Annotated in this window: 12 protein-coding genes; 8 read left to right on the top strand and 4 right to left on the bottom strand. The window is 48.4% G+C overall.

Annotated features, from left to right (window positions below; translation table 11 throughout):
* Window positions 1-62: 62 nt before the first annotated feature.
* The 3 genes from U2F10_RS29010 to U2F10_RS29000 are packed head-to-tail and all read right to left on the bottom strand — an operon-like array spanning window position 63 to window position 4,622.
* Window positions 63-1,190, bottom strand: a complete 1,128-nt coding sequence (locus tag U2F10_RS29010) for a CO2 hydration protein (protein WP_499874029.1) — start codon at window positions 1,188-1,190, stop codon at window positions 63-65.
* An 8-nt stretch (window positions 1,191-1,198) separates the two neighbouring features.
* A complete protein-coding gene (locus U2F10_RS29005; RefSeq protein WP_499874027.1) occupies window positions 1,199-2,776 on the bottom strand; it encodes an NADH-quinone oxidoreductase subunit M in 1,578 nt (525 codons plus the stop codon).
* A 10-nt stretch (window positions 2,777-2,786) separates the two neighbouring features.
* The gene (locus U2F10_RS29000) at window positions 2,787-4,622 is read right to left on the bottom strand and encodes an NAD(P)H-quinone oxidoreductase subunit F (protein ID WP_163661709.1); all 1,836 of its coding nucleotides are present in this window, start codon (window positions 4,620-4,622) and stop codon (window positions 2,787-2,789) included.
* Between the two features lie 683 nt (window positions 4,623-5,305).
* Here U2F10_RS29000 and U2F10_RS28995 point away from each other — a divergent pair.
* The 6 genes from U2F10_RS28995 to ccmO all read left to right on the top strand — a co-directional run bounded on the left by U2F10_RS28995 (window position 5,306) and on the right by ccmO (window position 10,139).
* A complete protein-coding gene (locus U2F10_RS28995) occupies window positions 5,306-5,614 on the top strand; it encodes a carbon dioxide-concentrating mechanism protein CcmK (RefSeq protein WP_006518194.1) in 309 nt (102 codons plus the stop codon).
* Between the two features lie 56 nt (window positions 5,615-5,670).
* A complete protein-coding gene (locus tag U2F10_RS28990; protein WP_006518195.1) occupies window positions 5,671-6,009 on the top strand; it encodes a carbon dioxide-concentrating mechanism protein CcmK in 339 nt (112 codons plus the stop codon).
* 3 nt (window positions 6,010-6,012) lie between these two features.
* On the top strand, window positions 6,013-6,315 hold the full coding sequence (gene ccmL, locus U2F10_RS28985; RefSeq protein WP_006518196.1) for a beta-carboxysome shell vertex protein CcmL: 303 nt from the start codon (window positions 6,013-6,015) through the stop codon (window positions 6,313-6,315).
* Between the two features lie 26 nt (window positions 6,316-6,341).
* A complete protein-coding gene (locus U2F10_RS28980) occupies window positions 6,342-8,351 on the top strand; it encodes a RuBisCO small subunit-like domain-containing protein (protein ID WP_499874026.1) in 2,010 nt (669 codons plus the stop codon).
* Between the two features lie 27 nt (window positions 8,352-8,378).
* On the top strand, window positions 8,379-9,089 hold the full coding sequence (gene ccmN / locus U2F10_RS28975) for a beta-carboxysome scaffolding protein CcmN (protein WP_499874025.1): 711 nt from the start codon (window positions 8,379-8,381) through the stop codon (window positions 9,087-9,089).
* Window positions 9,090-9,332: 243 nt separating this feature from the next.
* The gene (ccmO, locus tag U2F10_RS28970) at window positions 9,333-10,139 is read left to right on the top strand and encodes a beta-carboxysome assembly protein CcmO (protein ID WP_499874024.1); all 807 of its coding nucleotides are present in this window, start codon (window positions 9,333-9,335) and stop codon (window positions 10,137-10,139) included.
* A 204-nt stretch (window positions 10,140-10,343) separates the two neighbouring features.
* Here ccmO and U2F10_RS28965 read toward each other — a convergent pair whose 3' ends face one another.
* Window positions 10,344-10,802: a DM13 domain-containing protein gene (locus U2F10_RS28965; protein ID WP_163660660.1), complete on the bottom strand. Its 459-nt coding sequence runs from the start codon at window positions 10,800-10,802 to the stop codon at window positions 10,344-10,346.
* A 321-nt stretch (window positions 10,803-11,123) separates the two neighbouring features.
* On the opposite strand from U2F10_RS28965, the gene U2F10_RS28960 reads away from it, so the two are divergent.
* A complete protein-coding gene (locus tag U2F10_RS28960; RefSeq protein ID WP_163702521.1) occupies window positions 11,124-11,864 on the top strand; it encodes a PspA/IM30 family protein in 741 nt (246 codons plus the stop codon).
* Between the two features lie 247 nt (window positions 11,865-12,111).
* Window positions 12,112-13,653 (top strand): OmpA family protein, encoded by a 1,542-nt coding sequence (locus U2F10_RS28955; RefSeq protein WP_499057032.1) that lies wholly within the window; start codon window positions 12,112-12,114, stop codon window positions 13,651-13,653.

The raw sequence follows: 13,653 nt of genomic DNA, 5'->3' as shown, positions 1-13,653 counted from the left end.
TCATGTAGGGCTGTGCCATGGCGTACCCCTACATGATTTTTCTAATGAGCTTGACCTAAATTCTAAGGAGTCTGAACCTGTTCTAATTGGGAGGGAACCAGACGATCCAGCCAGTTCAGTAGAAATTCCCGATTGGCAGCAATATCTTCAGGTGCCGTTGCATCAGCTCCTTTGGGTAATAGCCCAATCAAAGCTGCATTGGTCACACAGAACATAGAACGCTGAAAACTAGCGCAAATTTTGACCCGCACGTCTCCCAAGCCGCGTTCGGTCTTGAGGTAATGCTCTTCCAAATAGTCCGGCAGATGACGGAACATATCTTGCATCAATAATGTGGGAGGAATACCGCTACCCCCAACGGGTACCGGATCAGCATACAGTGCACCATAGGCAAAGCGGCTCTTATCCGGAGAAATTTGCTGAGCTTGGGCATTATAGGACACCGTCCCCAAGAAAGGCAGTCCCCGAAAGAAAATAGATTCTACATAGGGAATGGCCGTGTCAGGCAAGAAGGTTAGGCCAGCAGAGGCAGGCAAAATATCATAGGTTTTGCCACCAATTTCAACACTGTAGGTAATGGGTCGGCCCGCATCAGCCACCAGGCCATCCTTAATATAGTCGACGATCTGGGGAATATGCTTAATTTCTCCCCGGCGATAACGAGCCGCTAACGACGTGAAAATATCGCTCATCACTCGCCAGAATTGCCCCAACCCACTGTAGTAGGAAAGCTGACGAATTTGTTCAATCAGAAACTCAGGAAAGGCTTTATGGAAAAACTGTAGCACCGGGTTGTATTTGATTTTGGCTGCGATCGCAGTCTGACAATTTTCCCGAAACTCATCCGTATCCAAATAGGCATCTAACCCGCCACCACCGTGCCACATCATGGCTCTCATGATGTATTCGGCATACTCATAGTTAATGCGATCATGGCAAAAATGTCGCCACATTCTTGCAGGGTTAATCTCTCCATCAAAGTATTTGAACACTGGAAATAGGTTCAAAAACTGATGATCGGCAATGTGAATCAGGTTAATGGAATAGTAATCCAACACAATGCCATAACTATCGAGGGCACCCATCACATGAACTACATTATCCGGAGTATCCGGCAACAAGGTACCACCTGACAGCAGGCGGTCAGCATAGTGGGCAAATGGATGAATATCTTTCAATTGAGAAGGCATAGTTTGGATCATAAGGCACAGTCCTCATCCGAACAGCTAGCTAAATCTGTAGAAGGATTTTCAAGCGGCATTGTCGCCAGATGAGCTGACGACAGCTCTAACTTAATTGGCATCGCCTCATACATGGACGTTGTTGTCGGCTCAATCCAACGAGTCATCCAGCTGGGGCTCAAACCAAACACAAACAACAAACCCACTAAAACCAAAGCAGGCATTCGGTCTTGCCAAGTGACCACAGGTAAAACAGGATCTTGTTCTAAAGCTTGTTTTTTAGTTGTCGCTAAACGCCCAAAGAACGCACGATTTACCAACAGCAAAAAATACACTGCCGTGAGACCAGACCCCAGTAAACATAAAAGAGTTTGAGGTGCAAAACTCGCAAAGCTGCCACGATAGACAATAAATTCAGAGATAAAGCCCACCATACCAGGGATACCAGCACTAGCCATCACTGCCAGCACCATAACGCTACCAATTATGGGCAAACCTCGTTCTGGATTTAACAGACCTCGCAGTACAGTCAAATCACGCGTTCCCGTTTTCTTGTAAACCACGCCAACTGCTAAAAAAAGCAACGCTGAAATAAAGCCATGGCTCACCATCTGAAAAACAGTACCGACAAAGCTGAGAGGATTAGACGCCGAAGCCGCTAACAACACATAGCCCATATGACCTACTGAACTATAGGCCACCATTTTCTTCATGTCAGTTTGGGCAATAGCTGCCAGTGAGCCATAGAGAACACTCACAACAGCCCACCAGGCAAGGTAGGGAGCTAAATCCACCCAAACCTCGGAAAAGGTAACCACACCAAATCGAAAAAGACCGTAGGTACCTAACTTAAGCAACACACCAGCCAACAGCACAGAGATGGGTGTGGACGCCTGCACGTGGGCATCGGGTAGCCACGTGTGAAGTGGGAAAAGAGGAATTTTAATACCAAAACCAATGAGCAGCGCCGCTAACAAAACTGCCTGTTGAATCCAGGGCAACCCATGGCCCATGGTCGCACTGTAATCAAAGCTAGAAGACCCACTGAGCCAAACTAGACCCAGAAATGAAGCCAAAATCAAAATTCCAGAGATAGCCGTATAAATCAGAAATTTTGTAGCAGCATAGCCCCGTTGAGGTCCTCCCCAAATCGCAATCAAGAGATAGAGGGGAATCAGCTCTAGCTCATAAAAGATAAAGAAGAGCAAGAGATTTTGAGCAACAAACGCACCGGCTACGGCAAAGGTAATCATCAGCAAAAGGCAATAGTAAAGCCTGGGCCGTCGAGTGTCATCGTCGCTGGCATAGACCGAAACTAGCGACAGAAGACTATTAATAATCACTAGCGGCAACGATAAGCCATCCAGACCTAACTCATATCCCAGCCCCAACGTCTCGAGCCAAGGAAGCGACTCTTGAAACTGTAGTCCGGTAATTGTCAAATCAAACTGCGTTAGCAGATACAAGCTGACCGCAAGATTAACTAACAAGCAGCCAACGCTGACATTTTTAGCTAACTTGCTGGTTAACTTACCTGGCCAGCAGCCAACAAGAATGGCTCCCAGTAATGGAATCAATAACAGTGCACTTAGCATCAGTTTCCCCTCACCACATCGCCCATGTCATCAACAATCCCAACAGACTCACCCCCAACACGATGGTGAAAATATAACCCTGGGATTGGCCAGATATGCTGTATTTCAGACCCTCTCCACTCATCAAGGAAACCATGCCTACCAAATTAACGGCTCCATCGACCACATAGCGATCAAACCAGCTAACAACTCGGGAGAACTGACTCACTAGAAACACTACAGTGACTCGATACAGTTGTTCGGTGTAAAAATCGTTAGCCAGAAGGTCTTGCATCAGCCGCATCGGTAGCTGAGTAGAACGAGCTAAAGAACGACTTAATTGCACCGTGCAACCAAGGGCTAAACCCATGAGTCCAGATACAATCAACGAGCCGAAGACTAAAGGATGCCAATACTGCAAAGGTGGCAGCAATGACATTCGCATCAAAGCCAAGGGCAACAAAATAATAAAAATACTTAGACCGATCATGGGAGTCCCCATCAACCAGTTAACCGATGGAGAACGACGGGTTTTAGGCGTGATGTCCCCTAAGAACACCAGTCGAAATATTCGCACCAGATTAAAGACTGTTAGGGCGTTAACCAACAAGAAGACAGCGGCTAAGACAGGATGCTCGCGACGCAAAAAGTCGACACCAAGCTGTAGCGCCCAAAAACCACCAAGCGGTAACACACCAACCATGCCAGCACTACCGACAACAAACGCAATCGTGGTGGCTGGCATCCGAGACCACACTCCGCCTAGCTCTGTAATGTTCTGGCAGCTAGTGTTATTAATAATTGCCCCCGTGCTCATAAACAGCAAGGCTTTTGCCACAGCATGGGTAAATAACAAACCAATGGCAACACCAGGCCACTCAGCCCCCACGGCGATGAAAACCAAACCAATATAAGCACTGGTGGAGTAAGAAAGGGCACGCTTGAGATCGACTTGTGCGATCGCAACTAGCGAAGCTCCAATGGCCGTTGTCGTGCCAATCACGATCAAAGCCGTCAGCGCCACAGGCGACAAAATCACAATGGGCTGTAGCTTAATCAGTACATAGGCTCCGCAGGTTACCACCACCGAATTTCGAAGAATTGATGCCGGACTGGGTCCCTCCATCGCCTCATCCAACCAAAGATGAAGCGGAAACTGGGCACATTTTCCTGTAGGCCCCGCAATCAAGGCTAAGCCCAGCAATGTCGCCGCCAACGGAGTCAAATCCGCAACCTTAACCCATTCGTACAGCTCATTGTAATGGAGATCCCCAGCCCAACTAGCCAGCCCCAGAACTGCCATCAACAACAGAATGTCTCCGACCCGCTTGGTGAGGAATGCATCTCTAGCTGCCTTGACCACCAGAGGCTGAGCATACCAAAAACCTACGATCAGATACGTAGATAGCGTCAGCATCTCCAGCAGGAAATAGGCCAGGAAGAAAGAACCGCTGAGTAAAACACCATTGACAGCCCCTTCGAAAAATCCCAAGAGAGAAAAGAAACGAGCTAGGGCCCAATCCTTTTCCATATATCCCAAACCATAGATTTGAGCCAACAACGCCAACCCCGTCGACAGCTCCATCGCCCCCAGGTTGAGCACCGACAGATCTAGATCAAAACTCAGCGAGAGATCAGCAACCTGCAACCACGGAAAATGCAGCTCAACTGAGCCCACATTCCAAATGCCCATAAAAATACAAGTGCCATGGGCAAATGCGAGGGCGGTCATAAACATATTGATGTAAACCGCTGGCCTGGGCCCCGTCCGCTGCACTAGGCCCATAGACCAAGGCAACGCCAAAATCACCCCCAAAAACCCATAAATCGGGATCAGCCAACCTAATTCAATCAGAGACTGCATCATTGCCATCAAAGAGCCCACCGGCAAACCATAAAACACCCTAAGCATCGAGCCAATCTACCAACACTCTCAGCGTCAGCTCCTCGGACTTTAACAACCCAAGAATTTTCGACACAGCTTTGCCCGGAATCATCCTCACTTACTAATGTGTGGATAGTCACAATACCAGGCATGTGAAAGACTCAAAAATTGGATTCAATTGCAACCCTTAGCCCAGATAAAAATCTATGACTAGTTTTAAGATTACTTATATTTCTTAATGGTACCTGATGAGTTACCCCAATAAGAGCCTTTCTGGATTCATGAATAATCTTCAATGATTGGCTAAGAACCATTGAAATATGTCAGCGTTAATTTATCCAAGAAACCCTACAGCCGATACCATAAGCACAAATACCCAGCACGCTGCATCACTTATATTTCAACAGGAAGCAACTATTTAGTTACGTTCCGTAGCAAATGGTTATCAGTTTTTATAATGCTTAACATTAGAAACAATCATTGAGACTTATATTGTCAAACTGCTAGCCCCCTCGTATTCTGAATTGTAGTCATGGAGTTATTGCAGACTAACGGTTTGCAAGGTACATCTCGCTGTGTGAAGTAATTCGAAAAGAATTCTTAATTTCATCTGGCCGAGATATAAATGCTTGAACTAAAGCTGTTTTTCTAGGAGATTTACGACAATGCCGATTGCCGTAGGAATGATTGAGACTCGCGGTTTTCCCGCTGTTGTAGAAGCTGCTGACGCGATGGTTAAGGCCGCGCGTGTAACCCTAGTTGGCTACGAAAAAATTGGTAGCGGTCGCGTGACCGTTATCGTTCGTGGCGACGTATCTGAGGTTCAGGCGTCAGTTGCTGCCGGTATCGAGTCTGCTAAGCGTGTAAATGGTGGTGAGGTTCTATCAACTCACATCATCGCTCGCCCCCACGAGAACCTGGAGTTTGTACTGCCCATTCGCTACACCGAAGCAGTCGAACAGTTTAGAACCTAGGCTTCTTGATTTCGATTACCCAAGTCCAGATAGATAGCATACCAAGGTAAAAATCGATGGCAATCGCAGTAGGAATGGTTGAGACCCTGGGTTTCCCAGCGGTAGTTGAGGCAGCCGACGCCATGGTGAAGGCAGCCCGTGTAACCCTAGTTGGCTACGAAAAAATTGGTAGTGGTCGTGTGACTGTTATCGTTCGAGGCGATGTTTCTGAAGTCCAGGCTTCTGTTGCTGCTGGCGTTGAGAACGTCAAGCGGGTTAATGGTGGCCAGACTTTGTCAACTCACATTATTGCCCGTCCTCACGAGAACCTAGAGTTCGTACTACCTATCCGCTATACCGAAGCTGTTGAGCAGTTTCGCGAGAGCGTAAGTGGTATTCGCCCCTATGGTAGATAAGGCATGCGCCTAGGGAAGGTTCGCGGCACAGTTGTTAGTACTTGCAAAGAGCCGAGCTTAACGGGCGTAAAGTTTTTACTAATTCAGTTTATTAGTGAAGACGGTGCGTTACTTCCTGACTACGAAGTTGCAGCCGATGTTGTGGGTGCCGGGCCTGGAGAATGGGTCTTGGTTACCCGCGGCAGTGCTGCTCGCCAACATGTTGGATATAACGAGAGGCCTGTGGATGCAGCTGTCGTTGCCATTGTTGACACCGTTAGTTTGGATTCTGGCTCGCTTTACAACAAACGTGAGGATTTTAGTTAATATTTTTTCTGGGAGGATATGGGCCAATGGTTAAGTCAGCCATGGCAGCATCCCCAGCCCAATATCAATCATCGGCTAAGCCGGTCATTGAACCTACTGCTTTCGTTCATTCTTTTTCTCAGGTCGTAGGTGGTGTTTATATTGGGGCCGAAGTGTCGATTGCCCCTGGCACCTCAATCCGGGCAGATGAGGGGTTGCCCTTTTACATCAGTAGTCACTGTGATATTCAAGACGGTGTTGTTATTCACGGTCTTAGTAAGGGTTGCGTACTAGGAGATAATGGCGATTCATATGCTGTTTGGCTATCGCCAAATGTCACACTCACTCATAAAGCGTTGATCCATGGTCCTGCCTATTTAGGTGAAGCCAGCTTTGTTGGTTTTAGATCAACAATTTTTAACGCTCGATTGGGTGATGGTGTCATTGTCATGATGCACGCCCTTGTTCAGGATGTTGAGGTGCCCCCAGGACGATGCGTTCCATCTGGTTCGGTAATTACAACCCAGGCTCAGGCAGATGCATTGCCCCGGGTGACTGAGGCGGATTTGGCACTCGTTCGAGACATTGTTGAGCCCCACATTGGTGAGCGTGCCCAAGAGCAAACAGCTCAATCAGGTAGCGCTTCAAAAGCGTTTAGGTATCCCGATGGTGCAGCAAATGCTGTTTCCATTCACTCTGCACGCCATTCGGCGAGTAGCTCACACACCCCATACACCATCGATAAGGTTGGTATAGATACTATGCAAGCACTAGCACCCGAAATTGTTCAACAGGTTCGTCAGTTTTTAGCGCAGGGCTACAAAGTTGGCTCAGAGTATGCCGACAAGCGCCGCTACCGCAGTGGTGTTTGGCAGAGCTGCCCAATCGTGCAATCTAGCCGTGAAGGTGAAATTCTTTCATCTCTAGAGCGCTGCATGGCTGAGCATCAGGGCAGCTATGTGCGTATCTTTGGTATCGACCCGGTCGGGAAGCGCCGTGTGGGCATGATCACTGTGCAACGTCCTGACGGCCAGCCTGTCGCTGCTAGTAAGCGTTCTATGGGGACTGCCCCTACTGCTACCCCAGCCAGTAACGGTGCCCCTGTGGGTGGAGATATTGCTAGTCAAGTGAGCGCCTGGCTGCGTCAGGGCTACAAGATTGGTACTGAGCATGCCGATCGACGCCGTTACCGCAGTGGTGTTTGGCAGACTTGCAGTCCTATCCAAACTACTCATGCATCTGAAGCCATTGCGGCTTTAGAAGCTTGTATGACCGAACATGCTGGTGAGTATGTACGCATGTTTGGCATTGACCCCATTGCTAAGTGTCGAGTATCTCCTGTTACGATTCAACGAGGCGATGGCAAGCCTGTCGCCCTCAGCACCGGTAGCAATGGCGCTGCAACCCCTACAGCGAGCCAGAATGGTGCATCTGTCCCGGTCACTAGCGGTGATTTAGTCCCCCAAATCCGCTCCATTTTGGCTCAGGGACAAAAAATTGGGATTGAGTTTGCTGATAAGCGCCGCTATCGCAGTGGTATCTGGCAAACGGCACCTGCTGTTTCTGCATCTAGCGAATCGGCGGCGGTAGCTGCCGTGCAGCAGGTGTTGGCAGCCCATACCAATGACTATGTGCGCATCTTTGCCATTGATCCACGAGTCAAGCAGCGTGGTCGCGCCGTTACTATTCAAAAGCCTGGACAGACACCGGTGACTTCCAACGCTACTAGCGCTCAACCCACGTCCTATGGCAGCAGCCGATCAGCGGCTAGCGCCAATGGCAACGGTAGCAGTGCTTCTGTCAGTGCGGATCTAGCCCAGCAAGTAACTCAGCTAGTCAATCAGGGCTATCGCGTTAGCACGGAATATGCCGATAAGCGTCGCTACAGCAGCGGTGCATGGCAAACCGGTGCTCCCATCAGTGGGAATCGTCCATCGGAAGTAATTTCTGCTCTGAAAGCTCAGCTGGCTGAACACTCGGGTCACTATGTGCGCCTGGTAGGTGTTGATCCCCGTGCCAAGTGTCGCGTTCTAGAAACCACCATTCAGCGTCCGTAGTTACACTTCGTATCTGAGTCCGTCGCGATGGAACCCTCGCCTCTGCATTTTGTGAGTCATACCCATTACTATCGCGGCGGCGACGTTGTTATTGATGCATCGGCAGCAATCGCACCAGGTGTAGTCTTCAGAGCTGCATCTAATGCGGCGATTCGCATTGGCCCTGGTGTTTGTGTTGGTGCTGGTGTGGTGATCCAGGCAAAGCAGGGTTGTGTATATGTTGAGGCTGGGGCAAGTTTGGGGACAGGGGTGTTGATTGTCGGCCACGGTTATGTGGGTAAAGGCGCTTGTGTGGGACCGTCTAGCACACTAATTAATCCTGCGATCGCACCCAACACCATTATTCCTTCTTGCTCTTTAGTAGAAGCGCAGGCATCTCAGGCATCTCAACCAACGACTGCGGCTCCTGACAATGGTGAGTCTACCCCTTCTAACTTTCAGCCACCTAACTTTCAGGCTGAAAACAACCCTGTACCCTCGATGCCAATGCCGCCGAGGACTACGTCAACGGTTCAGCCTCAATCTGTTTCACCGAAGGCTGTCAATGTGCCTAATATCGAGCCCCCGATCGCCCCATCAAATGCATCTAGCGGGGACGATACATCAACCATGGCGGCTGCTCCTAACGAGCATGTCTATGGCCGTGATCATCTAAATAGCTTACTGTCAGCGCTTTTTCCCCATAGACAACCACTCGATAATGGCGATTCTAGTGGTCAATCTGAAAAAGGCTCTTAAAATAGAGGATAATAAATAGTTATTTTCTATACAAGCAGACAAAATATTTCTCTCACAAAAGTTTTTAAGATCCTATTAAAAGATTAGTAAGTGACATCGTTTTTAGCAGATCCTATTGAAACTTTCACCTTAGAGTGTTGATATAACCCCAACTACCACAAGCACCCAAGGGCTCTCCAAAGCTACTTGAGACTTACAATGCCAGTAGACTTTTCCTCTATCGCTAGTTCAAATGATAAAGCCATGTCGTTACTGCGGCGGGTAAAGGACTCAGCTTTAGGTGTGGTTTCAACAACGAGTTTTCCAGCCATCATCGGTGTTGCTGATGCCATGATCAAGTCGTCTGATGTGTATTTAGTGGGTTACGAAAAGACGGGTGGTGGCCAGTGTAGCGCTATTGTGAGGGGCGGAGTAGCAGATGTACGCATGGCGGTGCATGCGGGGGTGGAAACGGCTAAGCAATTTGGACAACTGGTATCGTCATCGCTGATTCCTAGACCGATGGCAGATATGGAGAAGGTGCTACCCATTTTGCCCCGCCTGAGTGAGTTGGACGGTGTCGGTGAAACCCAGATGAGTAGTGGTGCCATTGGGTTATTAGAAACCCGTGGTTTTCCAGCCATGGTAGGGGCAGCCGATGCCATGACTAAGTCGGCTGAAGTTGAGCTAATTTCCCACGAAACCATCGGCGAAGGCCTGTGTACAATTTTGATTCGTGGATCGCTATCAAATGTGGCAATTGCCGTTGAAGCGGGTATGCATGAGGCTGAGCGCATTGGTGAGCTGAGTGCCGTCATGGTGATTCCGCGACCGTTGAATGATTTGGAGCGTAGCCTACCGAAGGTTAAGCAAGCGAAGAAACCTCAGAAGGTCAAGCTACCGCTGAAACTAGAAGAGCGTCAGAAGGAATTGATGCCTGCTCAAGCACCTGCTGTAGAAGTGCAAAAGCAAAAGCAGTTAGATTTACCAGAGCCGGAATTGGTGCAAGCGCAGCCACCTACGATAGATGTACAAATCCAAAAGCCATTAGATTTACCAGAGTTTGAATAGTCTGGCGAAGGAGTCCAATTATGACTCACACGATATCAATCAATTGGTTTCGACTCCGCTCAACCAGCTAATTTAGAGAAATGAGGGCTGAGCGGAGTCGTTCGCAAAGCGTCTCCCACGGAGATAGTCCGGATTGATGGATAGTTTTGTCTATTCACTTATTAGTGCAGACCTATGCCAAAAATTTTCATATCGGATTAAGCCTTAAATATCAGCGTAGCCAAAGGTAACGTTGAATTCTGCGCACCAGATGGCAACTGAACCGTATTCAGCAAGATTAATATCAGCGGGTAGAACATAGCCTTGGGAGCCTTCAAAACTCTTGAGATCACCAATGACCACGTAATCAGCTTCATCTATGCTCACAGGAACAGAATCGCCTCTGTAGAGCACTACTTGTACGTCAGGACCACGGGCTGTGTCAAACGCACCATCAAATTCGAGAATACGCTGGCCATCTTTTTCAACAATACGGGCCGTGCCAGTGGTGTCTTTGGCCTGGTCAACGGTGACAAATTGCCCCGAAGTTAGCAACGTTTTAGCCGCTCGCGTAATGCTAGGTTGAGCAGCAAAGGCATCAGCGATATTGATAGTTTGCGCAACAGGAGCGATGACGGCAGCGAGCATCAAAGCAGATAGACCTGTGGAAAGTAGATTTTTCATGGTTTACGTTCTCCTAGTGATTAAAAGCGCGATGCGCTGTGCTTCGATTACTACTATCCAGGGCATGCCTGAGTCTGAGTTGATGGGTTTCTAAGGGTTAGGTAAGGGTTTTCTGAGCCCACCTGAGCTAAGTGTGTGATCGAGATCGCCAGGAACCGTGAGGAATTATATGTGAATTGTCTGAAGTAATTCCTATAGCGCGGATCCCATTGATTAGGATAGGAGCATGCTCTAATTGGCCCATGCTCAGATGGGATAACTTGATTGAATCATTGACTTAGGGCAACCGCTGTATCTGTACTATTTCCGCTGTAACGACACATGAAAAAGGCCGTTTATTGGTTGATGGGGGAGCGTGGAGGTAAGGCAACCCTGGCTGTATGGAACTGGCTATGGGGAATTTCTGAAGAAGCTCCAGGGCCAGACAGTCATGCGGATTTGGATGATGACGCGATCGCAACCGCCGAAGCTGCCATCAAACAAATGCAACAGTCAGTCAGCCAACTTGCTACAGCCACCAACCAACAATACGCCACGTTCCAACGGGAAAAAAAAATTTACTTATATAAAGTGGGCGCACTCAAGCGGGCTGAAGAATCAGCACTGAATGCCGAAAAAGAAGGACGGCATGATGACGCCGAGGCCGCTATCGCTTCAGCTATTCATCTGGAGCAGCTTTTACCTAAAGTTGAAGCCCAGGTTGAACAAGCCGAAACATTAGTCAACACATCCCTAGCCAAATTACGCCAGGAGCGAGCGCGGCTAGAACGCTACAAGAGCGATCTACAAGCCCTGAAAAATTTAACTGAGGTGAATGAAGCACTCGCGGCAATTGCAGAAACCCATAACGAACAAGATATGGCTTCTGCCCGTGCTCAGTTTGAGGCCGCCAAAAATTCCGTCCACACCCGTTACTTAGAAAAACGTGCCTTTGTAGAACTGTCGGTCAACCCAACAGAGCAAGCGATGGCAGACATTGATCCAGTTGCTCAACAGCAAGAAATTCAGAGACGTCTGCAGCAGCTCAAACAACGTCAACAAACACCTAGAGAAAACACCTAGGAAACAAAAGTACCAGATTCCAATCTTGGAAGGGAGAGACGTTGCCTTCCACGTCTCTCCGTCATCACTTTCATATTTTGTGAAGAACGAGCTGCTCAATTGAAAAATCAGAAATCATAACCGGCGTTATGGTCACCCTAACGTTAGGGTTAAATAACATAAGACCATACAGGAATTTAAGTACCATGCTGACCAAAAGTGACATGGGTTGTAGGTACTTTAGGAGAAATTACTGGAGGTAGTCTTAGTGTCAAATCGTGCAGGTGGACCCCCACCAATTGTCTATATTTTGGGTATTATTGCGATTTCTTTAGGCTTTTGGAGTCTAAAAGACACGCTATTTTCATTTGCAAACAAACCTTTGTCAGTGATCAGTAGTGACCCAGACGAACTGCTCATTCTAGGAGACACCTTCAGTGGCTACAGCACGTTTCGATCTCCGGAGTTTAATGAAGAGCTGGAAAAATCAGGTATATCTATACGCTTCGAAAATGAATTTGACCAGGGTGAACGAGCAACTCGTCTAGAAAAAGACAGTGCCGATCTCATTGTCACCACCTTGGATCAATACCTGAAGCATCAGCCAGAAGGAAAGATTGTTGGTCTGATTGATCGGACTGTGGGTGCCGATGCAGTCGTGCTAAATACACCAAAGTATTCACAATTAAAATCCCTCAATGATCTCAGTCAGCTAATCGCCCAGGGTCAGCCTCTGAGTTTGGCTTACGCAGCGGATACCCCTAGCGAGTTTTTGGCGCAAGTGCTCGACATTCGGTTTGACGGATTTAATCTGTCGGACTTCAATCAGCTGAAAGTGGCAGAAGCCTCTGAAGCCTGGCAAGAACTCCAAGATCCCAATCAAAATATTGCTGTTGCTGTCCTCTGGGAACCCTTTGTGAGCCAGGCCCGTGAGCAAGGTCACACAATTGTGCTCTCCAGTGAAGATGCGCCCAATGCCATTTTGGATGTGATTGTGGCTTCGGATGATCTCATCCAGGAAGACGAAGAAAAGCTCACAGATTTTCTATCTACCTACTATCGATGGATGGATCAGTCAGCCCGAGATAACAGTCAATTAAAAACTCTGATTCAAACCGATGGTAATTTATCAGCATCCCAGGCTGATTTAGTGATTGACGGTATTGATTTCTTTACCTCAGTGGAAGCTGGACGCTGGATGGAGGATGGCATTCTGTCAAAGCGGATTGAGGCAACAGCCGCCATTCTGGTGCTATCGGGTCAGCTGCCCCAGGTCCCTTTAGCGAATGAACTCTATAGCGATCGCTTTATTGCTGAGGCCGTAGCCAATACCCAGTCGTTGATCGAACTGGTCAAAGCTGACGATCCGGAATTAGCCACATTCCTCACTGGGGAAACCAATACCCAGCAGCCCCAGGCGCAGCAGTTGACACCTGAGACCATTCAAAGCTCTCAACCCATTGGTGATTTGGAAGTGAGGGGTGAGGTCAAGTTTGGAGTAGGGTCGGCTGCGATCGCAACCGAAGGCCAGCAAACCCTAGCCCAACTAGCCGTTGAAATCAACGAATTTAATACCGAAACGGTTGCCATTCGAGTCATTGGCCACACATCACAAACCGGCAGTGCCACACTCAATCAGCGCCTCAGCCAGCAGCGAGCCGAAGCTGTCGTGCAGTATTTAAAGAATCAAGCCGTAAATCACAATATTTTGGCCGAAGGGAAAGGCTTTAGCGAGCCGCTGTCAGGAGTCCCAGCCAACGACTCACGTAACCAGCGCACAGAAATTCGGTTAGTCCGTATTAATCAATAG

This window comes from Leptothoe sp. EHU-05/26/07-4 (genome assembly GCF_043421015.1).
In the GTDB taxonomy this organism is placed as follows: domain Bacteria; phylum Cyanobacteriota; class Cyanobacteriia; order Phormidesmidales; family Phormidesmidaceae; genus Leptothoe; species Leptothoe turfae.
This window is presented reverse-complemented; position numbering and strand designations above follow the sequence as displayed.